This window comes from Brevundimonas sp. Soil_N_31 (assembly GCF_057655995.1).
Genome location: NZ_JBDGLE010000003.1, coordinates 322109 through 346715 on the forward strand (window position 1 = coordinate 322109; position 24607 = coordinate 346715).

Sequence of the window (24607 nt, forward strand, 5' to 3'; positions counted from 1 at the left end):
CCCCTCTGCCGTCATCCTCGGGCTTGACCCGAGGATCCAGGGCGGCCTTTGCGAGACGCAAGATGCTTATAGGGCCGTGGCCTGATGGACAGGACGGGGGCGCGGAACGCTGGATCCTCGGGTCAAGCCCGAGGATGACGGCGAAGGGGAGGAGTGGAGCGCCTCAGTTCGCCGCCGCGTAGGCGTCCACCTCGGCGATCCGCGCGGCCTTGTCGGCGTCGCTGAGGAAGCTGCCCTCGAAGCTGTTCTTGGCCAGTTGCACCACCTGTTCGCGCGTCAGACCGACCGCCTCGGCCAATTGGCTGTAGTTCGCGTTCACATAGCCGCCGAAATAGGACGGGTCGTCCGAGTTCAGGGTCACGTGCAGGCCGCGGCGCAGCATCTCGGGGACCGGGTGGTCTTTCAGATCCTTGACCACGCACAGCTTCAGGTTCGACAGGGGGCAGACGGTCAGCGTCATCTGCTCGGCCGCCAGACGCGCGATCAAGGTCTCGTCCTCCATCGAGCGGTTGCCGTGGTCCATGCGGTCGATGTGCAGCAGGTCCAGCGCCTCGCGCACGTATTCGGGCGGGCCTTCCTCGCCCGCGTGGGCGCACAGCTTCAAGCCCAGTTCACGGGCGGCGGCGAAGACGCGCTGGAACTTCGACGGCGGGTGGCCGACCTCGGAGGAATCCAGTCCGACGCCGATGAAGTGATGAAGATACGGCTTGGCGGCCTCCAGCGTGGCGAAGGCTTCGTCCTCGCTGAGGTGGCGCAGGAAGCTGAGGATCAGGCCGCTGGTGACGCCGAGTTCCGCCTTGGCGCGGTCCATGCCCGCGATCAGGCCCTCGACCACGACGGCGAAGGGCACGCCCCGGTCGGTGTGGGTCTGGGGATCGAAGAAGATCTCGGCGTGGCGGACGTTGTCAGCGGCCGCGCGCTGGAAATAGGCGAAGGCCAGATCCTCGAAATCCTGACGGGTCAGCAGCACGGCCGCGCCCGCGTAATAGATGTCGAGGAAGTCCTGCAGGTTCGAGAAGTCATAGGCCGCGCGCACGGCCTCGACGCTGTCGTAGGGGATGGCGACGCCGTTGCGCTGGGCCAGTTCGAACATCAGTTCGGGCTCAAGCGAGCCCTCGATGTGCAGGTGCAGTTCCGCCTTGGGCAGGCCGGCGATGAAGGCGTCGAGGGACATGGGGAGGCTCCGGTAGCGTGGCGTGCAGCCTAGCGGTCCCGGCCTTTGCCGTCATCTCCTGACCCTCTCCCGATGGGAGAGGGCTTGAGCCTCCAAGAGCGAAGCGATTGGCGTAGGCGACCCGCAGGGCGGCGCGTAGCAGCCAAAGGGTGAGGGTTCATGCTCCAAGTCGGCGTCAGCCGTCGCACGACGGCTTGCGCCGACTTCAGCCGGGAACCCTCATCCGGCCCTTCGGGCCACCTTCTCCCATCGGGAGAAGGAAGCTGTTCCTACATCCGGTCGGGCGTCTCGATGCCCAGCAGGCGCAGCGCGGTCTCCAGCTGGTGCAGGGTCGCGGCGGCCAGGGCCAGGCGCGAGCCCCTGGTCGCCTCGTCTGGCGCGACCAGGATCGGGCAGGCGGCGTAGAATTTCGAGAAGCTCTGCGCCAGCCGGTAGGCGTGCTCGGCGATCAGATTGGGCGAGCGCTTGTCATAGGCGTCGGCCGTGGCCGCGTCGAAGGCGTCCAGCGTCAGGGCCAGGTCGCGCTCGGCGGCTTCCTCGATGACGATGGGGGCTAGGGCCACGCCCTGTTCCGCAGCCTTGCGCAGCAAGGATTTCACCCGCACGGCCTGATACAGCAGATAGGGGCCGGTCTTGCCCTCGAAGCTCATGAAGCGGTCGAGGTCGAAGACGTAGCTGGTCGTGCGGTTGTTCGACAGGTCCGAGAACTTCAGCGCGGCGACCGCCACCTTATGGGCGATGTCCTCGAACTCTTCGGCGGGCAGGTCGTCGCCCAGCTTGGCCTCGTGCAGACGCTCGCGCGCCTTTTCCGTCGCCTGATCGATCAGGTCGCGCAGCTTCAACACGCCGCCGGCGCGGGTCTTGAACGGCTTGCCGTCGGCGCCGTTCATGGTGCCGAAGCCGAGGTGCTCCAGCGACTTCTCAGGCGCGTATCCGGCCAGATAGGCGGCGCGGAAGACCTGTTCGAAATGCTCGGCCTGACGTTCGTCGACGACGTAGAGGATCAGGTCCGGCGCAATCGACTTCTTGCGGTCCAGGATCGTGGCCAGGTCGGTCGTGCCGTACATGGCCGAGCCTTCCGAGCTGATGACCAGCAGGGGCGGGGGCGACGGGGCCTCGATCACCGAACCGTCGGCCAGCTTCTTCTTGCGGGTCTCGCCGTCGCGGGCGACGTGGACCACCTGGGCGCCGTCGTCCTCGACCAACAGGCCCTTGGCCTTCAGGTCGGCGATCATCTCGTCCATCAGGGGATCGGCGTCGCTCTCGCCGTTCCACAGGTCGAAGTCGACCGACAGGTCGTCATATTCGCGCTTCAGCGCCTCGCGGCTGACGGCGACGAAGTGGCGCCACAGGGCGCGATAGCCGGGGCGGCCGCCCTGCAGTTCGGCCGTCGCCTTGCGGGCGCGGTCGCGGAAGGCGGGGTCTTCCTTGGCCTTGCCCGCCGCCAGCGGATAGAGGCGGTCCAGATCAGCCAGCGTCACCGGCGTCTCGGCCGGGAAGGGGCCGTCGCCTTCGGCCATGAAGGCGTCGGCCAGACCTTCGTCGCCGCAGGCGGTGATCAGCAGGCCCATCTGGAAACCCCAGTCGCCGAAGTGGGCGTCGCCGGTCACGTGGTCGCCGCGCAGGCGGAACAGCCGCTTCAGGCTCTCGCCGATGATGGCGCTGCGCAAATGGCCGACGTGCATCGGCTTGGCCACGTTGGGGCCGCCGTAGTCGATGACCACCTTGCGCGGTTCGACGCGCGAGGCGCCGGCCAGCTCATCGTCCGCCGCGACCTCGGCCGCGCGCTGGGCCAGGGCCGCGTTCGACAGCTTCATGTTGATGAAGCCGGGACCGGCGACCTCGACCGACGATAGGCGCGGATCGGCGGCCAGACGCTCGGCCACCTTGGCGGCCAGTTCGCGCGGATTGGCCTTCAGCGCCTTGGCGGCGGCCAGGGCGCCGTTCGACTGGAAGTCGGCCAGATCGGGACGGTCGGACGCGGTGATGCGGGCCAGGGCCTTGTCCACGCCTTCGGCGGCGAAGGCGGCTCCGACCGCTTCGCTGAGAGAAGTCTTGAGGTCGGTCATGTCTTAGTTGGTCTGCTGGCCCGAAGTCGGGCGGAATCGGCTGCCGGATCGGTTGAACTCGGCCATCTGCGGCGTGACGTCGAAGCCGATCAGGACTTCGAAATTGCCGCCGCTGGTGGTGGCCTCGGCGCGCGGAATGACGATGGTCTGGCTGGCTTCGGCCTGGGTGCGGTCGGCGCCGCCGAAGGTCACGGGCAGGTCGAAATATTCCTTGGCCAGGACCGCCGAGTTCCGCTCGGTCACGGCGATCCAGTAACGATAGGTGCGGGCGTCGCCCTCGGCCTGCGGACCCTTGCCCAGGCTGAACAGCAGATTCATGTCCAGGCGGATGGGGTCGTCTTCACGATAGACGCAGTCGGAACTGACGCCCTCGATCTCGCCGGTAAAGCCCACGCCGTTGGCCGAGGGGCGCTCATAGTCCGACAGTTCGACGTAGCGGGCCGCATCGTAGAGAATCTTCACGAAGGGGCAGGGGCCGGCGTTGGCGCGACGGCTCAGCGGCGCGATGCGCGCGGGACGGGCGGGGGCCTTTTCGGCCTGCTGGCCTTGTTGCGGGCGTCCGCTTTGCGCCTCAGCGGCTTGGGGGATCAGCGCGGCCGTGACAGAGAAGGCGGCGAGGGCGGTCAGGACGCGACGCATCAGGAGCTTTCCGGCAGTCGATGGGGGCGCGGACGATCAAACATCCGATCGAACCACGCTGGGTGGTGATAGCGGCTAAAGCGAGGCGCGGCAAACGGCCTGCGCATCCTTGGGTGATGAAGGTGGCGACGACGCCTGCGAAGGACTAGGTTCCGGCTCATGAACGCGCCTGTGCCGACTTCCGATTTTCAACGCCGCCCCCTGTCCATTCGCATGGCGACGCCGCGCGGCTTCTGCGCCGGGGTGGACCGGGCCATCCAGATCGTCGAACGCGCGATCGAGAAATACGGCGCGCCCGTCTATGTGCGCCACGAGATCGTCCACAACCGTCACGTCGTCGACCGATTGAAGGGGCTGGGGGCTGTCTTCGTCAAGGATCTGGACGAGTGTCCAGACGACCGGCCGGTGGTCTTTTCGGCCCACGGCGTGCCCAAGTCGGTGCCCGCGACGGCCCGCTCGCGCGAGATGCTGTTCCTGGACGCGACCTGCCCTCTGGTGTCCAAGGTCCACGTCGAGGCGGAGCGCAACTTCGCGGCGGGCCGCCACGTCATCCTGATCGGCCACGCGGGCCATCCCGAGGTCGTCGGCACCATGGGCCAGTTGCCCGCCGGCGCCATCAGCCTGGTCGAGACGGTCGAGGATGCTGAGGCGTTTCAGCGTCCTGGCGACCAGCCGCTGGCCTACGCCACCCAGACCACTCTGTCGGTGGACGACACGGCCGAGATCCTGGCGGCGCTGAAGCGGCGCTTCCCCGAACTGCCCGACCCGCACAAGGAAGATATCTGCTATGCCACCACCAATCGGCAGGAAGCGGTGAAGCGTCTGGGCGAGGGATGCGATCTGGTGCTGGTGGTGGGGTCCAAGAACTCGTCCAACTCGGCGCGGCTGGTTGATGTGGCTCTGCGCGCCGGCGCCAGGGACGCGCGTCTGGTGGATGACGCCGGCGATCTGGACTGGGCCTGGTTCGAAGGAGTCGCCGACGTGGGACTGACGGCGGGAGCCTCGGCGCCCGAACCGCTGGTGCAAGGCGTTATCGCCGCGCTTGAACAGCGATTCGACGTGACCGTGACGGAAGACGACGGCGCCCGCGAGACCGTGACCTTCAAGCTGCCTCGCGTCTTGACGACCTGATCCGGGCACAGAAGAAGGGCGCGTCCGTCGAAACGAACGCGCCCTTGAACATGCGGAATGTTCGGTAGCCTTACAGGCCTGGCAGCTTGAAGCGGGTGTCGCGGCGCGGCGCGATGGTGATGCCTTCGCGGCCGCCTGTCAGAGCCTGCAGACGCTCATGTTCGGTCGAGGCGTCGATGGTCCGGGCGCCTTCGCCGGTCTGGGCCACGGTCGCAACCTGGCTGGCGGCGTCGTCCTTGCGCCAGAACATGATTCGATTGGCCCAGCTTTCTTCCTTGTGGGCGATGTTGCCGAACTCGTCATCGACAACATAGCGGGCTAGGGGGTCGGCGCGATCGGCGCCGGCCTGGGCGGTCAACGCCTGCTCGCCGGCGGTGCGGGTCACGGCTTGGCGCTGGCCCAGCAGAATCTGGCGCGCGGCGCTTTCCGGGGCCAGCTCCTGCGGGCGCGGGGCGCCGGGCGAAGGCGGGGTCAGGCCGTATTCCGGCGGCACCACCAGCGGGGCGCTGGCCACGGTGACGAATTCGTCCGGCACGACCTTGGACAGGCCGACGCTCTGCTTCATCGATCCGCAGGCGCTCAGGCTGAGGGCCGCGCCGGCGGCCAGGGTCACGATCAGGACAGGACGGTTACGCATGGGTCGTTCGGCTCCGGGAGGCGCGCCGCACGGGCGCAGGCTCGGGTCGATAAGTTAAGAGGGTGTGATTACGACTTTTCGTGGGCCGCGCCAACTGTCGAACGGCGCTCGGACAGGAAGCTGTCCAGGATCAGCAGGACGACGCCGACGGTGATGCCGCTGTCGGCGATGTTGAAGATCCAGGGGAACAGGCCCGTGCCGGAAAAGTCGAGGAAGTCGACCACGCCGCCGAAGCGAATGCGGTCGATGACGTTGCCGATGGCGCCGCCCATGACCAGGCCGATGGCCGCGATCAGCAGTCGGCGGTCCGCCCGCGTCGCCCACCAGGCCAGAAGCCCGGCCACGACGACGGAGAAGACGCTCAGGATCCAACGCCCGGCGCCGCCGCCGAACAGGCCGAAGCTGACGCCCGTGTTCAGCACATAGGTCAGGTTGAACACCGGCGGCGCCACCTCGGCGATGCGGAAGCCGTCGGGAATGTGGGTGATGTGTTCCGCGCCGATGGCGCTCAGCACCCAGGCCTTGGTCAGCTGGTCCAGCACGATGACGGCGAGGGCGATCAGATAGGCGCCCAGGGCGAGACGGGAAATCTTCATGCCGAGCGGGTTAGCAGGAAGACGTTCGGCGGCGAAGAGGGAAATCGAAGAGGCGCGGATCGTCCGCACGGCCTTTCCCCTCGGTTTTCCCTCGCTATAAGCAGGGCATGACCCTGCCTCATCCGCTGCCCCGCCTGTCCGCCGTCGCCGACGACTACGACATCCTGCTCTGCGACGTCTGGGGTGTGATCCACAACGGGCGCGAAAGCTGGCCTGCGGCCTGCGAGGCCCTGACCCAGTTCAATGAGAAGGGCGGCCATGTCGTTCTGATCTCCAACTCGCCGCGCCCCTCGCCGGACGTGGTGGCGCAGCTGGACGCCCTGGGCGTGCCGCGCAGCGCCTGGCAGGCCTTCGTCACCTCGGGCGACGCCACCCGCATGGAACTGGCGCGCCGCGCGCCCGGACCGGCCTGGATCATCGGGCCGGACCGCGACTTCGTCCTCTATGAAGGTCTGGACCTGACCAGCGCCCACGACGCGGGCGACGCCGCATTCATCTCCGTCACCGGCCCCTATGACGACACGACCGAGACGCCCGAGGACTATCGCGAGCGCCTGACGCCCGCCGTCGAGCGTGGGCTGGAGCTGATCTGCGCCAACCCCGACCGCATCGTCCAGCGCGGCGATTCCATCATCTACTGCGGCGGCGCCATCGCCGATCTGTATGAGTCCATGGGCGGCCGCGTGGTCATGGCGGGCAAGCCGTTCGCGCCCATCTACGCCCTGGCGCTGAAGGAGGCCGAGGGGTTGATGGGGCGGCCGGTCGATCGTTCGCGCGTCCTGTGCATCGGCGACGGCGTGGTTACGGATGTGCTGGGCGCCGCCGAGCAGGCGCTGGACTGCCTGTTCATCGCCCAGGGTATTCATGGCGACGCCGCCAAGGGCCCGGACGGAACGCTCGATCCGGCGCGTGCGGCCGAACTCCTCCGTGCCGAGACGACCTTCGCCCGCTACGCCGCTCTGGAACTGACGTGGTGAGTCTCGCCATTTCGTCGCACCTGCCTTAAAGGGCCGCTCATGGTTGATCTGGTCCAAGCGCACCCGTCGGGCGGTTACATCCTCGACGAACTCCACGTCGGCATGGCCGCAGAGAAGACGGTTCACGTCACCGAAGAGCGGATTCGTCTGTTCGCCGAGGCGTCCGACGACTTCAATCCGGTGCATCTGGACGAAGCCTTCGCCGCCAAGACGGCCTATCGCGGTCGGATCGCCCACGGCCTGCTGTCGGCGGCCTTCGGTTCGGCGGTGGTGGGGACCATCCTGCCGGGCGCGGGCTCGATCTACATCTCTCAGACGCTGGCCTTCCACTTCCCGGTGCGGATCGGCGACACGGTGCGGATCGTCATCACCGTCATCGCCCTGGACCACGACAGCGCGCGCGGCGAGCTGCGCTGCGAGGGCTTCGTCGAGGACAAGCTGATCATGGACGGCGTGGCCGTCGTGCGCGTGCCGCGCCGCCGCAAGCCCTCGGCGCGCTGAGAGCCGTCCGCATGGTCGAGGTCATTCGCGACTGGCGCGGTCTGACCGCCGCGCAGCAGGGGGCGGCCGTGGCCGTCGGCGCCTTCGACGGCGTGCATCGCGGCCATCAGGCGGTCATCGCCTCGGCGCGCGAGGCGGCGGATCGCCTTGGCGTCCCCCTGGCCGTGGTCAGCTTCGATCCTCATCCGCGCCGCCTGTTCCAGCCCGAGGCCGCGCCCTTCCGCCTGATGACGCCGGACCAGATGGCGCGCGCCCTGGCGCCGCTGGGCGTCGACCGCCTGTATCTGTTGCCGTTCGATCGCGAGATGGCGGGCATGTCGGACGAGGAATTCGCCCGCCGCGTCCTGTCCGAGGGCCTGGGGATCAGACACGCCGCCGTCGGCTTCGACTTCACCTTCGGCAAGGGCCGCTCCGGCTCGCCGGCTCTGCTGCAAGCCTATGGCGAGACGCTGGGCTTCAGCGTCTCCGTCACCGACCGCATCGACGACGCCTCGGGCCTGAAGCTGTCGTCCAGCGCCGTGCGCGAGGCGTTGAAGGCCGGCGACATGGATCGCGCCGCCGCCATCCTGGGCCGCCCCTTCGCCATCCAGGGCGAGGTGATCCACGGCGACAAGCGCGGCCGCACCATCGGCACGCCGACCGCCAACATCGCCATGGGCGACTATATGCGCCCGGCCTATGGGGTCTATGCGACCCGCACCCGGCTTCCGGACGGGCGGGTGGTCAAGGGTGTCGCCAATCTGGGCGTGCGTCCGATGTTCGAGGTCGAAGAGCCCCTGCTGGAAGTCTGGCTGCTGGACTTCGACGAAAGCCTCTACGGCCAGGTGCTGGAGACCGAGCTGATCGCCTTCCTGCGCGGCGAGATGAAGTTCGACGGCCTCGACGCGCTCAAGGTCCAGATCGACGCCGACGCCGCCGCCGCCCGCGCGCTTCTGGGCTGAGGCCTGGGCGCCCCTGCGGCGTGACTCATTTGTAAGTCGGAACGGCGTTCGTCCTGAGCTAGCCTCTGCGTTCAACAGCGGAAGAGGCTCGCCATGAGGCAGGGATTTTCGCGTGTAGTTCTGGCGGCGGTTCTGGCCGTCGCGGCCGGATCGGCGGCGGCCCAGGCGCCGCAGGTCGTCACCTATAAGACGGCGGGCGAGCAGGCCCTGTCCGCCCATCTGTTCGCCCCGAGCGATGTCGCTGCCGAGCCGCGACCGGCGATCCTGATGTTCCACGGCGGCGGCTGGGTGGCGGGCGAACCGGCCTGGACCTATCCGGCCGCGCGGCGGATGCAGGCGCAGGGCCTGGTCGCCATCCCCATCGAGTATCGCCTGTCAGGCGAGACGGCGACGCCCGCCGACGCCTTGTCCGACGCCTGCGACGCCTTCGCATGGGTGCGCGCCCATGCGGCGGAGCTGGGCGTCGATCCGCAGCGAGTGGCCGGTTACGGCGTCAGCGCGGGCGGGCATCTGGCCGCCGCCACCGGGTTGGGCGGCTGTGCGGAAGGGATCAAGGGGCCGGACCTGCTGCTGCTCTGGTCGCCCGCGCTGGACCTGGCCCAGGACGGCTGGGTGCGGCGGCTGCTGGGCGGAGCCGATCCGGCGACGATCTCACCGCTGAGTTTGGCGGCGCGAGGCGGTCCGCCCGCCGTCATCGTGCAAGGCGCGGCCGACACCTTGACCCCTGCGCGCGGCGCTCAAGCCTTCTGCGACGCCCTGGTTCAGACGGGCGGGGCCTGCGATCTGCATCTCTATCCGAACCTGGGGCATCTGCTGACCCGCAACCTCGACAATCAGGAAAGCGACTTCGACCCCGATCCCGTCGCCCGCGCCGACGGCGAAGCGCGGCTGGACGCCTTCCTGGTCGCGCACGGTTACGGATCAAAGCCATAGCGGGCCGCTTGCGCGCCGCGCCCTGCGCGACCAGATGAAGAACGGCGTTCACGGGAGCGGCGAATGCAGAGTGATAATCCAATGGCCTGGCGAGCGATCGCGGGCGTCTGCGCCCTGTGGGCCGCCGCGGCGGCGTTCAGCGGGGCGGGCGTGTCGGCGCCGCTGCTGATCGGAGCCTTGGCGCTGATTTGCGGCGTCAACGCCGACGCCCGGCGCTGGACGACAGGCAAGCTGTCGTGGGCCTTGTCCGGCTCGGCGTTGCGGCTCGTTCTGGTGATGATCGGCGTGATGATGCTGTGGCAGACCGTCGGCCTGGAAGTGGCCCTGTTCGCCGCCGGTGACGTGCTGGCCTATCTCGAAGTCCTGACGGCGGTCAGCCTGATGACCGCCCAGGCGCGGCTGGCGCCGGTCAGGGCGGCGATGACGCGGCGCGTGACGGCGCTCATGCAGCCGCTGCGCCGCTTGAAACTCAGAAGTCGGGCGCGCCGTATCCGGCCGAAGACGCCGCCGTCTTCCAGCGACGCCGACGGACCGGCGGGCGTCTGGGCCTTCGCTTGAGGCTTTAACTCTCCGCCTTTTCGGCGATGGCCATCAGGTCGTCGTGCAGCGACTTGCCCTTGTCGTCGATGATGTCGGCGATGCGCCACATCGGGCCTTCCTTCACCAGCTTCAGCGTCTGGCGACGCTCGCGGCCGTGGTTGGTGAAGACGACCTCGGCGGTCGCGGCTTGGGGGCCGTCGGGCGTCATCGTCACCGCCTTCAGGGCGAAGCCGTCGATGTCCTGGCAGGCGCAGATGGGGTCGTAGTTCAGATAGGGGACTTCGTCGCGGGACTGAGCCTCGCGGAAGTCGACGCCGATCAGGGCGTTCAGGGTGCGTGAATAGAGCGGGTCGCGGCCGGGGGTGATCGCCGCCTCGGCCGGGTCGGGCGCATCACGAGGTTCCGCCGCGCGGGCGTAGAGGGCGCGCACGAAGGCCTCGGCGTCTTTTTCGCCCGCCGCATAGACGGCGGCGCGGCCTGTCAGGGCCGACGCGGCGGCCTCGGCCGGAGCGGGCGCCTCCTTTTCCGCCGAGCAGGCCGCCGCCGTCAGGGCCAGCACCGCCGCCGTCGCCAAGGCCTGAATACGCATCCGATCCGTCTCCCGTCTGTTCGCCTGGACTATGGCGCCGGGGGCGTGCGGTCTGCTAGAGCTTTCCCATCATGACCGTTCGCGTGATCCGTCCGATTTCGATTAGCCGCCCGGCGTAGCGCTGCAGGGCTGACAGCCCCGCGCACGTCGGGATTTCTCGAAACATTCCGCCGGGAAGACGCCGCCTTGAGCCATCAGGGCATGGGCCGTCCGGCGCCTTCACGCTAGACTGACGCCCGACGCCGTTTTCATGACGGCCGTGCGCGCAAAGACGAAAAGACATTCCATGGCCGACGCCGACACCCAGACCCCTTCCGGCCGCGACTATCGCGACACCGTCTTCCTGCCCGAGACGCCGTTCCCGATGCGCGGCGGCCTGCCCAAGAAGGAGCCGGAAATCCTGGCCCAGTGGGGCGACCTGTACGGAACCTTGCGCGCCCTGCGTCAATCGCAGAAGGCGCCGCTCTATGTGCTGCACGACGGCCCGCCCTACGCCAACGGCGACATCCACATCGGCCATGCCCTGAACAAGACGCTGAAGGACTTCGTGGTCCGCTCGCGCTTCCTGCTGGGCTATGACGTCGACTACGTGCCCGGCTGGGACTGCCACGGCCTGCCGATCGAGTGGAAGATCGAGGAGCAGTTCCGCGCCAAGGGCCGCCGCAAGGACGAGGTGTCGAAGGAAGAGTTCCGCACCGCCTGTCGCGAATACGCCGGCAAATACATCGACCTGCAGCGCGACCAGTTCCTGCGTTTGGGCATCACCGGCGACTTCGCCAACCGCTACGCCACCATGGACTTCACGTCCGAAGCGGCCATCGTCGCGGAGTTCCACAAGTTCAAGAACTCGGGCCAGCTGTATCGCGGCTCCAAGCCGGTGATGTGGTCGCCGGTCGAGCGCACGGCCCTGGCCGACGCCGAGGTCGAGTATCACGACCACGTCTCGCCCACGATCTGGGTCAAGTTCCCGGTGGTCGGCGCGACCGACAGCCACCCGGACGACCTGCTGACCTTCCGTGCAGCGACGCCCTCGATCGTGATCTGGACGACCACGCCGTGGACCATCCCGGCCAACCGGGCGATCAGCTACGGCCCCGAGATCAACTACGGCCTGTATGAGGTCACGGCCCTTGAGGAAGGGCTGGACTATGAGCCGTGGGCCAAGCCGGGCGACCGCTTCATCCTCGCCGACAAGCTGGCCGAAGAGGTGTTCAAGGCCGCCAAGATCGCCGCCTGGACGCGCGTCTACGACATCGACCCGTCGGGTCTGGAGTGCGCCCACCCGCTGGCCGCGCTGGACAGCGGTTATGGCTTCTCGGTGCCGCTGCTGGCGGGGGATCACGTCACCGACGACGCGGGCACCGGCTTCGTCCACACGGCGCCGGGCCACGGCGCGGACGACTTCGCCGTCTGGCTGGCCCACGGTCATCGCGAGGTGCCGGACACGGTCGATCCCGACGGCGCCTACTACGACCACGTGCCCCTGTTCGCGGGCCTCAAGGTGCTGGAGACCGAGGGCAAGAAGACCGGCAAGTTCGGCCCCGCCAACGGCGCGGTGATGGAAAAGCTGATCGAGGCGGGCAACCTGCTGGCGCGCGGCCGGATGGAGCACTCCTATCCGCACAGCTGGCGCTCCAAGGCGCCGATCATCTTCCGCAACACGCCCCAGTGGTTCATCCGCATGGATGAGGAACTGGAAGACGGCGCGACCCTGCGCGACCGCGCTCTGAACGCCATCGACGCCACCGCCTTCCACCCGGCGGCGGGCAAGAACCGCATCCGTTCGATGGTCGAGGGCCGCCCCGACTGGCTGATCAGCCGTCAGCGCGCCTGGGGCACGCCGCTGGCCATGTTCGTGGACAAACAGACCGGCCAGCCCCTGCACGACCCCGAGGTCGACGCCCGCATCGTCAAGGCCGTGGCCGAGGGTGGCGCCGACGTCTGGTTCTCGGCCCCCGACGCCGACTTTCTGGGCGCGCACGATCCCGAGCGGTTCGAGAAGGTCACCGACATCCTCGACGTCTGGTTCGACTCGGGCTCGACCCACGCCTTCACCCTGGACCCGCGCACGGCCGAGAGCGGCTATACGGGCGACCGCCCGTCGCACTGGCCCGCCGACCTCTATCTGGAAGGTTCGGACCAGCATCGCGGCTGGTTCCAGTCGTCGCTGCTGGAGGGTTGCGGCACACGCGGCCGGGCGCCGTTCAACGCCGTCCTGACCCACGGCTTCACCCTGGACGAGAACGGGGAGAAGATGTCGAAGTCGCGGGGCAACACCACCGACCCCCTGACCATCATCAAGGAGTCGGGCGCCGACATCCTGCGTCTGTGGGTGGCCCTGGTCGACTATTCGGACGACCAGCGCATCGGCAAGCAGATCCTGCAGACCACGGTCGACGCCTATCGCAAGCTGAGGAACACCGTCCGCTATCTGCTGGGCGCGCTGAACGGCTTCGATGAGGCCGAGCGCCTGACCGACTATTCGCAGTTCCCGCCGCTGGAGAAGTTCATCCTGCACCGCCTGTGGGAGCTGGATGGCCAGGTGCGCCAGGCCTATGCCGAATACCGCTTCCAGGACGTGGTGCGGCCGGTGCTGGAGTTCTGCTCGGGCGATCTGTCGGCGCTGTATTTCGACGTGCGCAAGGACAGCCTCTATTGCGACCGTCCCGACAGCATCAAGCGCCGCGCCGTCCGCACGGTGATGGACGAGGTGTTCAGCCGCCTGACCGCCTGGCTGGCCCCGCTGACGCCCTTCACGATGGACGAGGCGTGGACGACGCGCTTCCCCGAGGCGGGCACCAACTGCGCGCGGGTGATCCCCGAAACGCCGGGCCAGTGGCGCAACACGGCCGAGGCCGAGCGCTGGACCAATGTCGAGACGGTGCTGGAGGTCGTTAACGAGGCGCTGGAGGCCGCGCGTCGCGACAAGGTCATCGGCGGGGCGCTGGACGCCTGGCCGGTAGTGACGGCCCCGGCCGAATTGCTGGCGCCGTTCGAGGGCCTGGACGCCGCCGAGGTGTTCCGCACCTCGGGCGCCGAGCTCAAGATCGGCGGCGAGGCGGTGACGGTTGAGGTGAAGACCGCCGACTATCCCAAATGCGCCCGCTCCTGGCGCCGGGTGCCGGACGTCGGCTCTGACGCCGACTACCCTGACCTGTCGGCCCGTGACGCCGATGCCGTGCGCTGGCTGGACGCGCAGAAGGTTTAAACAGGATCAGGCCCCTCCGCTCCGGCGCAGGGGCCTTTTTCTTCCTTCTCCCCTTGTGGGAGAAGGTGGCAGGCGGAGCCTGACGGATGAGGGGTGTGTGCGCAGCGGCCTAAACGGCTGCCACGACGCCCGAAACGCCAGAACGTCAAATGGCGCGCCGACACCCCTCATCCGAGCGCCTCCGGCGCCCACCTTCTCCCACAAGGGGAGAAGGGATCAGACGGCGTCGTGGAAGATCAGCCCCAGCGTCATCCGCTTGCCCGCGCGCACCGTGCTGACGCCGTGGCGCATCTGCACGCGATAGTCGCCGCGCGTGCCGGCCACCGGGCGTTCGCGCACGGCGAAGATGACGGCCTGTCCTTGTTTCAACGGCGCGACATGGGCCTGCGACTGCGAGCGGGGCTTCTGCTCGACCAGAACGAACTCGCCGCCTTCGAACTCGGACGGATCGCTCAGCAGGATGGCGGCCTGCAGCGGGAAGACCAGATCGCCGTACAGATCCTGATGCAGTCGATTGTAGTCGCCGGGACCGTAGCGCAGCATCAGCGAGGTCGGCCGCGTCTGTCCCGCCGCCCGGCAGCGGGCGGTCAGTTCAGCCAGTCGCGCCGGAAAGCCGGGTCGTCCCATCCGTCTCGCCCAGTCGTCGGCGATCGGCGCCAGGCCTTCGTAGAGATGCGCGCGCAGTCGCGGCAGGGGATCGGGCAGGGGATCGGCGAAATACTGATACTCGCCCTGCCCAAATCCGTGGCGCTGCATGACGATGCGGCTGCGGAATCGCTCGGGCTGATCATAGAGGGTCTGCAGCGCCTTACAGGTCGCGGGCGTCAGCAGGGGGCCGGTCATGGCCCAGCCCTGGGCGTTCAGGTCGGCGGCGATGCGGGGCCAGTCTAGGGCGGCGTCGGTCATGCCGCCATCAGAGCGCGCGGCGGCCCGACTGTCTGGCGGCTTTCGGCCGTGGCCTAGAGGCGCACCCTCTGCTCGGCCGATTTCAGCGTCGAGCGGACGAAGTCGGCGGGCGGGTCGGTTTCGGCCAGGACGGCTTCCTTGATGGCCCGCGGCTCGCCGAACAGGTGGCCCTGGCCCATGCCGATGTCGAGTTCGAGGATGTCGACCACCTGTTTCTCGCTCTCGACCTTTTCGGCGATCAGTTCGAGGCCATGGCGGCGGGTCAGGGGGGCGAAGTCCCCAGCGCGGATATCCGGCTGGCTGGGCAGGGGGGCGGCGCCGTCCAGATCAAGAAGTTGCTCGATCAGCAGGTCCGCCGCCACCTTGATGAAGCGCACGTCCGAGCGTTGCAGGTCGGCGAAATCCAGGTCCAGCGTCTGCACCTTATCGATGGAGAAGCGGAAGCCCAGGTCGGCCAGCTTGGCCATGTTGCGCGCCTCGATGGCGCCGCGCGCGTCAAAGGTCGCCTGACCCAGTTCGAAGATCAGGGCGTCCTTCAGGTCGCGGTTCTGGCTCAGGAAGTCGAGGAACTGCGGGAAGAAGGTCTCGTCGCCCAGAGACGCCAGCGAAATGTTGCAGAAGACGCCGACCTTGCGGTCCTGCCCGGCCAGACGGCGCACGATCTGGGCGCAGCGGAACAGCAGCAGGTTGTCGATGGCGGGCAGCAGACCCTCGCCCTCGGCCACCGACAGGTATTCGGCGGGCATCATCACCCGGTTCGACGGGTCGCGCAGGCGGGTGAAGCTCTCATAGAAGACCGTCCGCCGCTGGGGCAGGGTCACGACCGGCTGCAGATACAGGTCGACGCGGTTCTCGCTGAGGGCGTCGTGGACAGTCTTCAGCAGGGTGTTCGACTGGACCTGACGGCGGCCCTCGAAGGTGTCGGCGGTCAGGGTGGAGGCGGCCAGCCGCTCCTCGATGGATTCGCTCATCTGCTGGACCAGGCCTTCCAGCATCCGCACCTCGCCGGTCAGGGCGTCGGTGCGCGACAGGGCGCCGGTCTCGATGGCTTGCGCCAGTTCGGTCAGGGCCCCTTGGGTCGACTCCATCGCATCGGCCAGCAGGCGGTGGGCCTCGCGCACCTTGGCGATCTCCAGACGCAGGGCGCGACGGTCGGCCATGCCGGTGACGAGGGCGTGAACGCCGGCCATGATCCCCAGCGCGCCCAGCACCCCGGCCGCGCCCGCGCCGCCGCCCAGACCGGCGCGCCAGATCGCCGCCCCGATGGTCAGGGCGAGGAACAGGTAGCCGAAGAACAGGAAGCCGCCGGTGATCTTTCGCATGGGGCCGGTCAGAACCGCCTTTCCCTATAGAATCGATCAAGTATCACGTTAACGAAGGCTAACGGCTAGGGTCCGCGCGGATAAACGGGCGGTAAAAGGAGGTTAACGCATGGAATTGTTCGATCTGAGCGGCAAGGTCGCCATCATCACCGGCTCTTCCAAGGGCATCGGCAAGGCCATCGCCGAGCGTCTGGCCGAACACGGGGCGCGCGTCGTCATCTCCTCGCGCAAGGCCGGGCCGTGCGAAGAGGTCGCCGTCGCCATCAATGAGAAGCACGGCGAAGGCCGCGCCATCGCCATTCCCGCCAACATCGCCTCCAAGGAAGACCTGCAACGGCTGGTGGACGACACGCGCACCGCCTTCGGCCGGATCGACATTCTGGTCTGCAATGCGGCGAGCAATCCCTACGCCGGGCCGATGGCCGGCATCGCCGACGAGCAGTTCGAAAAGATCCTTCAGAACAACGTCATCTCCAACCACTGGCTGATCGGCATGGTCGCGCCCGAGATGCTGGAGCGGAAGGACGGGGCGATCCTGCTGATCTCCTCCATCGGGGGCCTGCGCGGCAACGCCCTGATCGGCGCCTACAACATCTCCAAGGCGGCGGACATGCAACTGGCGCGCAATCTGGCGGTGGAGTTCGGTCCGTCGAACGTGCGGGTGAACTGTATCGCGCCGGGCCTGGTTCAGACCGATTTCGCCCGCTATCTGTGGGAGAACCCGGAGCTGCTGAAGACCGTCACCGAACCGGCGCCGCTGAAAAGGATCGGCCAGCCGGATGAAATTGCGGGCACGGCGGTCTATCTGTGCAGCCCTGCGTCGGCCTATGTGACCGGCCAGACTCTGGTGGTGGACGGCGGACTGACGATTGCCTGGTGAGAACAACAAGACGCGCTCAAACAGCCCGAAGGGCGATAGCGCCGCCAAACTGGGGCAGGATATCGTCTGGCGGCTGGAGGCGGCGGCGTTCAGGGCGCTGTTCGGCTTCCTGCGCCTGCTCGGGGTCGAGCGGGCCTCGGGTTTCGGCGGCAAGCTGCTGCGGACGCTGGGGCCGCTGACCGGCACGCACAAGACGGTGACGCGCAATCTGCGCATCGCCTTTCCCGACATGGATGAAGGCGAGCGCAAACGTCTGGCCGTGGATCAGTGGGAGCAGACGGGCCGCACCTTCGCCGAACTGGCGGTCATGGACCGGCTGACGCCGGAAAGCGGGCGCATTGATCTGGTCGGCATGGAGCGGCTGCACGCCATCCGCGACTCTGGCCGGCCGGTCGTGCTGATTTCGGGCCATCTGGCCAATTTCGAGGTCATGGCGGCGGTCATCATGGCGGCAGGCGTGCCGTGCCAGGTGACCTATCGCGCGGCCAACAACCCCTATGTCGACGCCCTGATCCGCCAGAGCCGCGAGCGTTACGGCATCAAGCTGTTCGCGCCCAAGGGCGACGGCACGCGCGAGCTGATGGCGGGGATGAAGCGGGGCGAATCCATCGCCCTGCTGGTCGATCAGAAATACAGCCAGGGGCCGGAGGTCGAGTTCTTCGGCCAGCCGGTCAACGCCTCGCCCGGCGCGGCGCGCATGGCGCTGAAGTTCGGCACGGTGATGCAGCCCCTGTCGGTGGTGCGCCTGCCCGGCGTGCGCTTCCGCGTCACGGCGCACGAGCCGATAGCCGTCCCTGATACGGGCGATAAGGCCGCCGATGTGAAGGCGGGCGTTCAGGCGGCCAACCGCTTCGTCGAGGATCGGGTGCGCGAGCATCCGGTCGACTGGTTCTGGGTCCACAAGCGCTGGCCGCCGAAGGTCTATGAGGCGCTTCGGGCGCCGGAAACCTAATCCACTACGCCGTCGTCGGCACGGCGGAAGGGACCAGCGTAGCGCTCGGTTCGTGTGCGGCGACGGTCCGGGCCGAAATAGCTGGGTGAACGCACAAAGGGCCGCGGACGCAGGATCACCGCCTCGATCCGCGTCAGCAGGGTCTGGGCCTTCACCGGCTTGGCGACGAATTCGGTCACCCCCGCGTCACGGGCCTCGGTGACACGGCTCTTCTCGGAATGGCCCGTCATCATGATGACCGGCAGATAGGGGTTCGGGCTGTCGCCCTCGTTGCGGACTGCGCGGGTGAAGGCGGCGCCGTCCATCGGCTTCATGCGGAAGTCGACGATGGCGATGTCGACCGCCTCCTGACGCAACAGGTTCAGCGCCGCCGCCCCGTCCTCCGCCTCGGTCAGGCGGCCCACGCCGACGGACTTCAGCATGGCGGCGACGATGGCGCGCATATTGGGATTGTCGTCGACCAGCAGGACGTGGATCGAACTCAGGGCGGACTGCATCTCGGGGCACCGACGAACAGGGAGGCCGGATGCGATCCAGCGACAACATCAGAAATAGGGCTCAGCGCCCGGCGGCCGCCAGATACTCGTGCGGTCCGGCGTAGGCCTCCTGCTTTTCGACCGACCAGTAGCGCAGGGCGGTCAGGGGAATGGCCGCGCCGCTGACGGCGCACCGCACATAGGCCCCGGCGGACAGGACCGCGAACTCGCCGTCGCCGTAGTGAAGGCAGGCCTCGCTGGGGACGGAAGAGGGGGGCTGGGTGCTCATGCCGCCATCATAGCGTGAAGCTTGTGCGGGACGAGAGCCGAATCGCCGTCATCTGGCCGCCTGTCGTTCACAATTTCGGATGTTCCATGTCCCGCTCGCCCGCCGACATCCTGGCCGCCGCCGTTTCCGCCGCTGTCCTAGTCGCCGCGCCCGGCGCGATCGCCCAGGACGGTGCGGCCGAGCGCCCGACGATCCGCGACCTGGGCCGGGCGCCGGGCATCCTGTCGCCGGGGCCGCTGAACGCCATCACCGACGTGGCGGGCGTGAAGGTGGGGCAGGTGACGCTGCGTTCGGGCGACAGCGTCCGCACCGGCGTCACCGCCATCGTGCCGCACGGCGGCTCCCTGTTCCGCGACAAGGTTCCGGCCGGACTGTCGGTCGCCAACGGCTTCGGCAAGCTGGCGGGCGCGACGCAGATCATGGAACTGGGCGAGATCGAGACGCCCATCGTCCTGACCAACACCTTGTCAGTGGCGCGGGGAATCGACGGCGTTCTGGACTGGACGCTGAAACAGCCGGGGCATGAGGACATCCGCTCGGTCAACGCTGTGGTGGGCGAGACCAATGACGGCGGGCTGAACGATATCCGCGCGCGCGTCGTCACGGCCGCCGACGTGGTGCGGGCCATCGAGACGGCGAGGCCGGGGCCGGTCGAGCAGGGCGCGGTCGGCGCCGGGACGGGGACCATTGCGTTTGGTTTCAAGGGCGGCATCGGCACAAGCTCGCGCAAGCTGCCGGACAGTCTGGGCGGCTTCACCGTGGGGGTGCTGGTCCAGTCGAACTATGGCGGCGTGTTGAGCATCGACGGGGCGCCGGTCGGGGTGCGGCTGGGCCGCTACTACCTGCGCGAAGAGGTGGAGAATGAGCGCGCCGACGGTTCGATCATGATCGTGGTGGCGACGGACGCGCCGCTGTCGGACCGCAATCTGGAGCGGCTGGCGAACCGCGCCTTCGCCGGGCTGGCGCGGACGGGGGCGGCCTTCTCGAACGGCTCGGGGGACTATGCGATCGCTTTCTCGACGGCGGAGGGCGTGCGGCGGACGCCAGAGCGGCGGGCTGGGCAGGCGAGCGTCGCCGACTGGCCTAACGACCGCATGTCGCCCCTGTTCGTCGCAGTCGCCGAGGCGACGGAGGAGGCCATCCTCAACTCCCTGCTGAAGGCGCAGACGACGGCCTCGGTGATCGACGGCAAGCCGGTCACGGTCGAGGCGCTGGATATTGAGGCGGTGAAGGCGGTGCTGGCTGAGACCGCCAGCCGTTAGGGAGCCGCGCCTCTAAACCGGCTCATCCCGGCGTCCGCCGGGATCCAGTGAGAGCGACGCGCTCGGTCTTCTGAAGACTGGCGCTGAGTTTAGGCACAGAGGTTGAAGCCAAAGCACTGGGTCCCGGCGTCCGCCGGGATGAGCGGAATTGGCAATGATGAGCGGAGCTTTAAGGGGTCAGAACAGGTCGCCTTGGCCTGCAGGCGGGGCCTTCGGGCGTGGCATGGGCTTGGGCGCAAGCGTCGGACGCGGCGTCGCGCCCTCGCCGTCGATGGTGGCGCCCTTGGCGCCGTCGCCGAAGACGATCTGCACCGCCTGCCCCGGCGACAGCGCGGCGGCCGAGGCGATCATCGCGCCGTCGGCGTCCTCGATGCGGGCGAAGCCGGGCTTGGGCGTCTTGGGGTTCAGCGTGGTCAGGGCGCGGGACAGGGCGGCGAGGCGGTCCTCGGCGCGTTCCAGCCGACGCGGCATGACGCCGTCCAGACGCACGCTCAGGGCCTCCAGTCGCGCCTGCCGTTGGTCGAGGCGGCGGTGCAGGGGCGCGGGGCTGAGGCGGCCCGTCGTCTGCAGCAGGCGGCGCTCGTTGCGGGCGACGCCCGCCCGAAGCGCAGAGCTCAGACGGTCGGCGGCGCCGCGCAGGCGGTCCTGACCGCGCTCGACGCGGGCGCGCAGCAGGCCGGGCGTCAGCCGACCGGCCGCGACGGCCAGCTGGCGTTCATGCACGGCGACGTTGCGGTGCAGCCCTGAGCCCAGACGGCTGGCGGCGTGGTCCAGCCGTTGCTGCGGCAGGGCCAGCAGGTCTTCGGGCCGGGCGGGCAGGCCGCGCGCAGCGGCGCGCAGGCGGGTGCGGCGGTCCTCCAGCATCCGCGCCCCGGCGCGCGACAGCCGTCCCTCCAGATCGCTGAGCGCCCAGCGCAGGTCGGCCAGAACCGGCGTGGCGATCTCGGCCGCGCCGGTCGGGGTCGGCGCCCGGCGGTCGGACACGAAGTCGATCAGCGTGGTGTCCGTCTCGTGCCCCACGGCCGAGATGATGGGGATGCGGGCGGCCGCGACCGTGCGGGCCAGCGCCTCGTCGTTGAAGCACCACAGATCCTCGACCGAGCCGCCGCCGCGCGCGACGATCAGCAGGTCGGGGCGGGGGATCGGGCCGTCCGACGTCATGGCGTCGAAGCCGCGGATGGCGTTGGCGACCTGACCGCTGGCGGCGTCGCCCTGAACCACCACCGGCCAGACGATGACGCGGCTGGGCCAGCGCTCGGCGATGCGGTGCAGGATGTCGCGGATGACGGCGCCGGTCGGGCTGGTGATGACGCCGATGGTGGCGGGGAAGGTCGGCAGGGCCTTCTTCTTCGCCGGGTCGAACAGGCCCTCGTCGCGCAGTTTGACCTTCAGCCGCTCCAACTGGGCCAGCAGGGCGCCCGCGCCCGCCGCCTCCATGCTCTCGATCACGATCTGATAGGAGGACCGCGCCGGATAGGAGGTGATCTTGCCGGTGACGATGACCTCCAGTCCCGTCTCGGGCTGGACGCCCAGACCGCGCACCACGCCTTTCCAGATCACGCCGTCGATGGCCGATTTGTCGTCCTTCAGCGTCAGATAGACGTGGCCCGAGGCGTGGCGGTTCACCTTGGAGATTTCGCCGCGCAGCCGCACATGGCCGAAGCGTTCCTCCAGGGTGCGTTTGAGCGCGAAGCTCAGCTCCGAGATCGACAGCGGCGGATTGTTGTCGCGGGCGGGCTGCGGGGCCGCGCCCTCGAAGGCGTAGTCGTCGTCGGAGGTCATGGCGCCACCCTAGCCGCCGCCGCCGCGCCCGCAAAGACATGGTCGGCAAGCGTGGCGGAACGGCCGCGTCCCCGCGCGCGTTCGCCGATCATGGTGCAGTCTCAAGACCCGTTTCCGGAAGAGCCGACGGCCGATGACCTGCCGCCCGACCAGGCGCGCGAGCGCGAACTGGCGCGTCGCAGTAACAATCCGACGCTCAGCCCGTGGCTGGTTCTGGGGCTGATTCTTCTGGCCGGCGCCGGCGTCTATGTGGTCTCGGCCCTGATCTAGAGACAGGAGGGTTCGATGATGAAGACCTTGTTCGCGGCCGCCTCGGCCGCGGCTCTGCTGGCGGCCTGTTCGCAGCCGCCGGCCAAGCCCGATAAGACGCCCGAGGCCTCGCCCGACGCCGCCTCGGCGCCGACCATGGCTGGCGCGCCCGCCGCTGGGGCCGGGGCCATGGCGCTGGGCCTGACCGTGGCTCAGTTGGAGGACGCCGACATCATCACGCCGGCGGGCGTCGATCTGGGCGATGTCCAGCGGGTCGATGTGGACGCCTCGGGCGTTGTCACCGGCCTGATCATCGAGCCGGCAGGCGAGGGCGGACCGCGCTGGGTTCGCATTCCGCTGGATGGTCTGACCACCCGCAAGGAAGGCGATGACTACGACCTGGTGTCGACCATGACGCTGGCGCAGTTGAAGGCCTTGCCCGCCTGGGTTCCCTGATTTGCGTGACCCAAGGGGCCGCTAACCCTTTCCGGCGCTTGACCGGGACGGCGCGTGCGGCCATTCCGCCCCCATGAACATTCTGCTCGTCGGATCGGGGGGGCGCGAACACGCCCTGGCCTGGAAGATCGCCCAGTCGCCGCTGGTGACGCGGCTCGTCGTCGCGCCCGGTAATCCGGGCATGGCCAAGCTAGGCGAGATGCGCCCGGACTTGAAGGCGACCGATGCCGAAGGCCTGGCGGCCCTGGCGCGCGAGATGAAGGCGGACCTGGTCGTGGTCGGTCCGGAATCGGCCCTGGCCGAGGGTCTGGCCGACCGGCTGAACGCGGCGGGCATTCCCTGCTTCGGCCCGACGCAGGCGGCGGCGCAGCTGGAGACGTCCAAGGCCTTCTCCAAGGCCTTCCTGCAACGCCACGGCATTCCGACTGCGGGCTATGGCGTCTATGAGGACGTCGCCTCGGCCAAGGCGGCGCTGGATCAGTATTCGGCCCCCTATGTCATCAAGGCCGACGGTCTGGCGGCGGGCAAGGGCGTGGCCATCAGCCCCGATCGCGCCGACGCCGAGGCCGAGATCGAGCGGATGCTGGGCGGCCGGTTCGGCTCGGCCGGGTCGCGCGTGGTGATCGAGGAATTCATGGACGGGGAGGAGGGCTCCCTCTTCGCCCTGTCGGACGGGACGCGGGCCGTGCTGTTCGGCGGCGCCCAGGACCACAAGCGCGCCTTCGACGGCGATCTGGGCCCCAACACCGGCGGCATGGGCGCCTATTCGCCCGCGCCCGTCTTCACGGCGGCCTTCACCCAGGCGGCGAACGACCGCGTCGTTGTCCCGACCATTCAGAAGATGGCCGAGGAAGGCGCGCCCTATCGCGGCGTTCTCTATGTCGGGCTGATGGCGACGGCGGAAGGCCCCAAGGTGGTCGAGTTCAACGCCCGCTTCGGCGACCCGGAATGCCAAGTGCTGATGATGCGGCTGGACGGCGACGTCGTGCCGCTGCTGCTGGCCTGCGCACGCGGCGACCTGACCCAGGCGCCGGCGCCGGCCTTCAAGCCGGGCGTGGTGATCTGCGTGGTGCTGGCGGCCAAGGGCTATCCCGACAGCCCGCTGGAAGGCTCGGTCATCCGGGGCGCGGATCAGGACTTCGGCCCGCACGTCCAGGTCTTCCACGCGGGGACCAAGCTGCGGGACGACGGCGCCCTGGCGGCGGCGGGCGGCCGGGTGCTGAACGTCTGCGCCTATGGCGACGACGTGGCTCAGGCGCGCGAGCGCGCCTATGAGGCCATCGCCAAGATCGACTGGCCGGGCGGTTTCCACCGCACCGACATCGGCTGGCGGGCGCTGGAGCCGCGCTAAGCGGCTCAGCCGTGCTTTAGGTCATGGCGAACAACAGCCGGCCTTCGCCCATGCGTTCGCGCAGGGGGATCAGGTCGGCGTGGGACACGGAGAAGCAGCCGTAGGAGCGGCCCAGCTTGCCCTGTCGCGCCAGGAAGGCGGGGTCGGCGTAGTCGGCGCCGTGGATGATGATGGCCCGTTCGCGCGCCAGGTTGTTGGAATACTCCAGCCCGTCCAGCAGGACGTTCGGCCCCTGCTGGCTGCCCCAGCTGGCGCCCGCCGTGGCGTAGGCGCCGATGGACGACATGTGGCTGTCCGGGCGGTTCGAGAACTGCTGCGCATAGCCTGAATGCGCCGGGTCCGAGCCGCGCCCGTGGCTGGTGCGATAGGCCGTGACCCAGCCGCCTTCCAGATCGACCTCGTAGAAGCGGTCCTCGCCCGAGAATTTCTGGAAATCGACCAGATACATGCGGTCGCGCCGGCTGATCTTATGGCCGTGCACGTCCATGGCGGCGCGAGCGCGTTCGAGCAGATCCTTGCGGACGACGCCGTGGGGATCGATCATAGTTCCGGTCTGCGCGACCTGGACATGAGCCGCCGCCGCCCGCTCAGGTAGGGTCGGAAGCGTAGGCGCGACGGCTCCGGCGAGCTGAAGGCTGGTGGTGGAAGCGGCGGAGGAACACCCCGCCAACAGGGCCGAACCGCCCAGGATCAAGCCACGTCTGGAAAGCCGCATGCGACGCCCCTCGCACGTTAAACAACTGTATC

The 24607-nt window shown here is 68.7% G+C and carries 25 protein-coding genes; 13 read left to right on the forward strand and 12 right to left on the reverse strand.

Going from position 1 to position 24607, the window contains the following annotated elements; translation table 11 throughout:
- Window positions 1–163: 163 nt before the first annotated feature.
- The 3 genes from AC3A3G_RS07045 to AC3A3G_RS07055 form a co-directional block, all read right to left on the reverse strand.
- Window positions 164–1174: an adenosine deaminase gene (locus tag AC3A3G_RS07045; RefSeq protein ID WP_487487846.1), complete on the reverse strand. Its 1011-nt coding sequence runs from the start codon at window positions 1172–1174 to the stop codon at window positions 164–166.
- 269 nt (window positions 1175–1443) lie between these two features.
- Window positions 1444–3243: an arginine--tRNA ligase gene (gene argS / locus AC3A3G_RS07050; RefSeq protein ID WP_487487847.1), complete on the reverse strand. Its 1800-nt coding sequence runs from the start codon at window positions 3241–3243 to the stop codon at window positions 1444–1446.
- Between the two features lie 3 nt (window positions 3244–3246).
- Window positions 3247–3882 (reverse strand): Tat pathway signal sequence domain protein, encoded by a 636-nt coding sequence (locus tag AC3A3G_RS07055; RefSeq protein ID WP_487487848.1) that lies wholly within the window; start codon window positions 3880–3882, stop codon window positions 3247–3249.
- Between the two features lie 159 nt (window positions 3883–4041).
- Here AC3A3G_RS07055 and ispH point away from each other — a divergent pair, with 159 nt between their 5' ends.
- A complete protein-coding gene (ispH, locus tag AC3A3G_RS07060; protein ID WP_200168077.1) occupies window positions 4042–5013 on the forward strand; it encodes a 4-hydroxy-3-methylbut-2-enyl diphosphate reductase in 972 nt (323 codons plus the stop codon).
- Window positions 5014–5083: 70 nt separating this feature from the next.
- Here the strand turns inward: ispH and AC3A3G_RS07065 are convergent, their stop codons facing one another.
- The gene (locus tag AC3A3G_RS07065) at window positions 5084–5650 is read right to left on the reverse strand and encodes a DUF3035 domain-containing protein (protein WP_200168078.1); all 567 of its coding nucleotides are present in this window, start codon (window positions 5648–5650) and stop codon (window positions 5084–5086) included.
- Between the two features lie 68 nt (window positions 5651–5718).
- Window positions 5719–6246 (reverse strand): signal peptidase II, encoded by a 528-nt coding sequence (lspA, locus tag AC3A3G_RS07070; protein ID WP_200168079.1) that lies wholly within the window; start codon window positions 6244–6246, stop codon window positions 5719–5721.
- A 107-nt stretch (window positions 6247–6353) separates the two neighbouring features.
- Between lspA and AC3A3G_RS07075 the strand changes: the two genes are divergently transcribed.
- From AC3A3G_RS07075 to AC3A3G_RS07095, 5 genes are all read left to right on the forward strand, one after another.
- Window positions 6354–7223: a TIGR01459 family HAD-type hydrolase gene (locus AC3A3G_RS07075; RefSeq protein WP_200168080.1), complete on the forward strand. Its 870-nt coding sequence runs from the start codon at window positions 6354–6356 to the stop codon at window positions 7221–7223.
- A 39-nt stretch (window positions 7224–7262) separates the two neighbouring features.
- Window positions 7263–7724 carry a MaoC family dehydratase gene (locus tag AC3A3G_RS07080; RefSeq protein WP_046652125.1) on the forward strand — a complete coding sequence of 154 codons (462 nt, stop codon included), beginning with the start codon at window positions 7263–7265 and terminating at the stop codon, window positions 7722–7724.
- Window positions 7725–7735: 11 nt separating this feature from the next.
- Complete coding sequence (locus AC3A3G_RS07085) at window positions 7736–8665, forward strand: bifunctional riboflavin kinase/FAD synthetase (protein ID WP_368924950.1); 930 nt, start codon at window positions 7736–7738, stop codon at window positions 8663–8665.
- 93 nt (window positions 8666–8758) lie between these two features.
- Window positions 8759–9598, forward strand: a complete 840-nt coding sequence (locus AC3A3G_RS07090) for an alpha/beta hydrolase (RefSeq protein WP_487487849.1) — start codon at window positions 8759–8761, stop codon at window positions 9596–9598.
- 81 nt (window positions 9599–9679) lie between these two features.
- The gene (locus AC3A3G_RS07095; protein WP_487487850.1) at window positions 9680–10156 is read left to right on the forward strand and encodes a hypothetical protein; all 477 of its coding nucleotides are present in this window, start codon (window positions 9680–9682) and stop codon (window positions 10154–10156) included.
- Between the two features lie 4 nt (window positions 10157–10160).
- On the opposite strand, the gene AC3A3G_RS07100 is transcribed toward AC3A3G_RS07095, so the two are convergent.
- Window positions 10161–10727: a DUF3828 domain-containing protein gene (locus AC3A3G_RS07100; protein ID WP_125899976.1), complete on the reverse strand. Its 567-nt coding sequence runs from the start codon at window positions 10725–10727 to the stop codon at window positions 10161–10163.
- A gap of 286 nt (window positions 10728–11013) precedes the next feature.
- Between AC3A3G_RS07100 and ileS the strand changes: the two genes are divergently transcribed.
- Window positions 11014–13935 (forward strand): isoleucine--tRNA ligase, encoded by a 2922-nt coding sequence (gene ileS / locus AC3A3G_RS07105; RefSeq protein WP_487487851.1) that lies wholly within the window; start codon window positions 11014–11016, stop codon window positions 13933–13935.
- Window positions 13936–14151: 216 nt separating this feature from the next.
- Here the strand turns inward: ileS and AC3A3G_RS07110 are convergent, their stop codons facing one another.
- Together AC3A3G_RS07110 and tipF are read right to left on the reverse strand one after the other, a co-directional pair.
- Window positions 14152–14841 carry a 2OG-Fe(II) oxygenase gene (locus AC3A3G_RS07110; RefSeq protein WP_200168086.1) on the reverse strand — a complete coding sequence of 230 codons (690 nt, stop codon included), beginning with the start codon at window positions 14839–14841 and terminating at the stop codon, window positions 14152–14154.
- A 53-nt stretch (window positions 14842–14894) separates the two neighbouring features.
- Window positions 14895–16163: a flagella assembly cyclic-di-GMP phosphodiesterase TipF gene (tipF, locus tag AC3A3G_RS07115; RefSeq protein WP_487487852.1), complete on the reverse strand. Its 1269-nt coding sequence runs from the start codon at window positions 16161–16163 to the stop codon at window positions 14895–14897.
- A gap of 109 nt (window positions 16164–16272) precedes the next feature.
- On the opposite strand from tipF, the gene AC3A3G_RS07120 reads away from it, so the two are divergent.
- Entirely contained in the window at window positions 16273–17043 is a 771-nt protein-coding gene (locus AC3A3G_RS07120; RefSeq protein ID WP_200168088.1) for an SDR family NAD(P)-dependent oxidoreductase, read from the forward strand.
- Between the two features lie 49 nt (window positions 17044–17092).
- Window positions 17093–17995 carry a lysophospholipid acyltransferase family protein gene (locus tag AC3A3G_RS07125; protein WP_487487883.1) on the forward strand — a complete coding sequence of 301 codons (903 nt, stop codon included), beginning with the start codon at window positions 17093–17095 and terminating at the stop codon, window positions 17993–17995.
- On the opposite strand, the gene AC3A3G_RS07130 is transcribed toward AC3A3G_RS07125, so the two are convergent.
- On the reverse strand, window positions 17992–18492 hold the full coding sequence (locus AC3A3G_RS07130) for a response regulator (RefSeq protein WP_487487853.1): 501 nt from the start codon (window positions 18490–18492) through the stop codon (window positions 17992–17994). The genes AC3A3G_RS07125 and AC3A3G_RS07130 overlap by 4 nt on opposite strands.
- Before the next feature lie 61 nt (window positions 18493–18553).
- Window positions 18554–18760 carry a DUF2093 domain-containing protein gene (locus tag AC3A3G_RS07135; protein ID WP_200168090.1) on the reverse strand — a complete coding sequence of 69 codons (207 nt, stop codon included), beginning with the start codon at window positions 18758–18760 and terminating at the stop codon, window positions 18554–18556.
- An 86-nt stretch (window positions 18761–18846) separates the two neighbouring features.
- Between AC3A3G_RS07135 and AC3A3G_RS07140 the strand changes: the two genes are divergently transcribed.
- Entirely contained in the window at window positions 18847–20022 is a 1176-nt protein-coding gene (locus AC3A3G_RS07140; RefSeq protein WP_200168091.1) for a DmpA family aminopeptidase, read from the forward strand.
- Between the two features lie 177 nt (window positions 20023–20199).
- Here the strand turns inward: AC3A3G_RS07140 and xseA are convergent, their stop codons facing one another.
- Window positions 20200–21804 carry an exodeoxyribonuclease VII large subunit gene (gene xseA, locus AC3A3G_RS07145; RefSeq protein WP_487487854.1) on the reverse strand — a complete coding sequence of 535 codons (1605 nt, stop codon included), beginning with the start codon at window positions 21802–21804 and terminating at the stop codon, window positions 20200–20202.
- 51 nt (window positions 21805–21855) lie between these two features.
- Between xseA and AC3A3G_RS07150 the strand changes: the two genes are divergently transcribed.
- The 3 genes from AC3A3G_RS07150 (at window position 21856) to purD (ending at window position 23860) form a co-directional block, all read left to right on the forward strand.
- Complete coding sequence (locus AC3A3G_RS07150; protein ID WP_487487855.1) at window positions 21856–22074, forward strand: hypothetical protein; 219 nt, start codon at window positions 21856–21858, stop codon at window positions 22072–22074.
- Window positions 22075–22089: 15 nt separating this feature from the next.
- Entirely contained in the window at window positions 22090–22509 is a 420-nt protein-coding gene (locus AC3A3G_RS07155; RefSeq protein WP_200168093.1) for a PRC-barrel domain-containing protein, read from the forward strand.
- Window positions 22510–22582: 73 nt separating this feature from the next.
- Window positions 22583–23860, forward strand: coding sequence for a phosphoribosylamine--glycine ligase (gene purD / locus AC3A3G_RS07160; RefSeq protein ID WP_200168094.1), 1278 nt, complete (start codon window positions 22583–22585; stop codon window positions 23858–23860).
- 16 nt (window positions 23861–23876) lie between these two features.
- On the opposite strand, the gene AC3A3G_RS07165 is transcribed toward purD, so the two are convergent.
- A complete protein-coding gene (locus tag AC3A3G_RS07165) occupies window positions 23877–24575 on the reverse strand; it encodes a murein L,D-transpeptidase catalytic domain-containing protein (RefSeq protein WP_200168095.1) in 699 nt (232 codons plus the stop codon).
- Window positions 24576–24607: the final 32 nt, after the last annotated feature.

What these genes read in the sequence shown, in the direction of transcription:
- AC3A3G_RS07045 (WP_487487846.1), bottom strand. Translation starts at nt 1,174, where the DNA reads ATGTCCCTCGACGCCTTCATCGCCGGCCTGCCCAAGGCGGAACTGCAC.
- argS (WP_487487847.1), bottom strand. Translation starts at nt 3,243, where the DNA reads ATGACCGACCTCAAGACTTCTCTCAGCGAAGCGGTCGGAGCCGCCTTC.
- AC3A3G_RS07055 (WP_487487848.1), bottom strand. Translation starts at nt 3,882, where the DNA reads ATGCGTCGCGTCCTGACCGCCCTCGCCGCCTTCTCTGTCACGGCCGCG.
- ispH (WP_200168077.1), top strand. Translation starts at nt 4,042, where the DNA reads ATGAACGCGCCTGTGCCGACTTCCGATTTTCAACGCCGCCCCCTGTCC.
- AC3A3G_RS07065 (WP_200168078.1), bottom strand. Translation starts at nt 5,650, where the DNA reads ATGCGTAACCGTCCTGTCCTGATCGTGACCCTGGCCGCCGGCGCGGCC.
- lspA (WP_200168079.1), bottom strand. Translation starts at nt 6,246, where the DNA reads ATGAAGATTTCCCGTCTCGCCCTGGGCGCCTATCTGATCGCCCTCGCC.
- AC3A3G_RS07075 (WP_200168080.1), top strand. Translation starts at nt 6,354, where the DNA reads ATGACCCTGCCTCATCCGCTGCCCCGCCTGTCCGCCGTCGCCGACGAC.
- AC3A3G_RS07080 (WP_046652125.1), top strand. Translation starts at nt 7,263, where the DNA reads ATGGTTGATCTGGTCCAAGCGCACCCGTCGGGCGGTTACATCCTCGAC.
- AC3A3G_RS07085 (WP_368924950.1), top strand. Translation starts at nt 7,736, where the DNA reads ATGGTCGAGGTCATTCGCGACTGGCGCGGTCTGACCGCCGCGCAGCAG.
- AC3A3G_RS07090 (WP_487487849.1), top strand. Translation starts at nt 8,759, where the DNA reads ATGAGGCAGGGATTTTCGCGTGTAGTTCTGGCGGCGGTTCTGGCCGTC.
- AC3A3G_RS07095 (WP_487487850.1), top strand. Translation starts at nt 9,680, where the DNA reads ATGGCCTGGCGAGCGATCGCGGGCGTCTGCGCCCTGTGGGCCGCCGCG.
- AC3A3G_RS07100 (WP_125899976.1), bottom strand. Translation starts at nt 10,727, where the DNA reads ATGCGTATTCAGGCCTTGGCGACGGCGGCGGTGCTGGCCCTGACGGCG.
- ileS (WP_487487851.1), top strand. Translation starts at nt 11,014, where the DNA reads ATGGCCGACGCCGACACCCAGACCCCTTCCGGCCGCGACTATCGCGAC.
- AC3A3G_RS07110 (WP_200168086.1), bottom strand. Translation starts at nt 14,841, where the DNA reads ATGACCGACGCCGCCCTAGACTGGCCCCGCATCGCCGCCGACCTGAAC.
- tipF (WP_487487852.1), bottom strand. Translation starts at nt 16,163, where the DNA reads ATGCGAAAGATCACCGGCGGCTTCCTGTTCTTCGGCTACCTGTTCCTC.
- AC3A3G_RS07120 (WP_200168088.1), top strand. Translation starts at nt 16,273, where the DNA reads ATGGAATTGTTCGATCTGAGCGGCAAGGTCGCCATCATCACCGGCTCT.
- AC3A3G_RS07130 (WP_487487853.1), bottom strand. Translation starts at nt 18,492, where the DNA reads ATGCAGTCCGCCCTGAGTTCGATCCACGTCCTGCTGGTCGACGACAAT.
- AC3A3G_RS07135 (WP_200168090.1), bottom strand. Translation starts at nt 18,760, where the DNA reads ATGAGCACCCAGCCCCCCTCTTCCGTCCCCAGCGAGGCCTGCCTTCAC.
- AC3A3G_RS07140 (WP_200168091.1), top strand. Translation starts at nt 18,847, where the DNA reads ATGTCCCGCTCGCCCGCCGACATCCTGGCCGCCGCCGTTTCCGCCGCT.
- xseA (WP_487487854.1), bottom strand. Translation starts at nt 21,804, where the DNA reads ATGACCTCCGACGACGACTACGCCTTCGAGGGCGCGGCCCCGCAGCCC.
- AC3A3G_RS07155 (WP_200168093.1), top strand. Translation starts at nt 22,090, where the DNA reads ATGATGAAGACCTTGTTCGCGGCCGCCTCGGCCGCGGCTCTGCTGGCG.
- purD (WP_200168094.1), top strand. Translation starts at nt 22,583, where the DNA reads ATGAACATTCTGCTCGTCGGATCGGGGGGGCGCGAACACGCCCTGGCC.
- AC3A3G_RS07165 (WP_200168095.1), bottom strand. Translation starts at nt 24,575, where the DNA reads ATGCGGCTTTCCAGACGTGGCTTGATCCTGGGCGGTTCGGCCCTGTTG.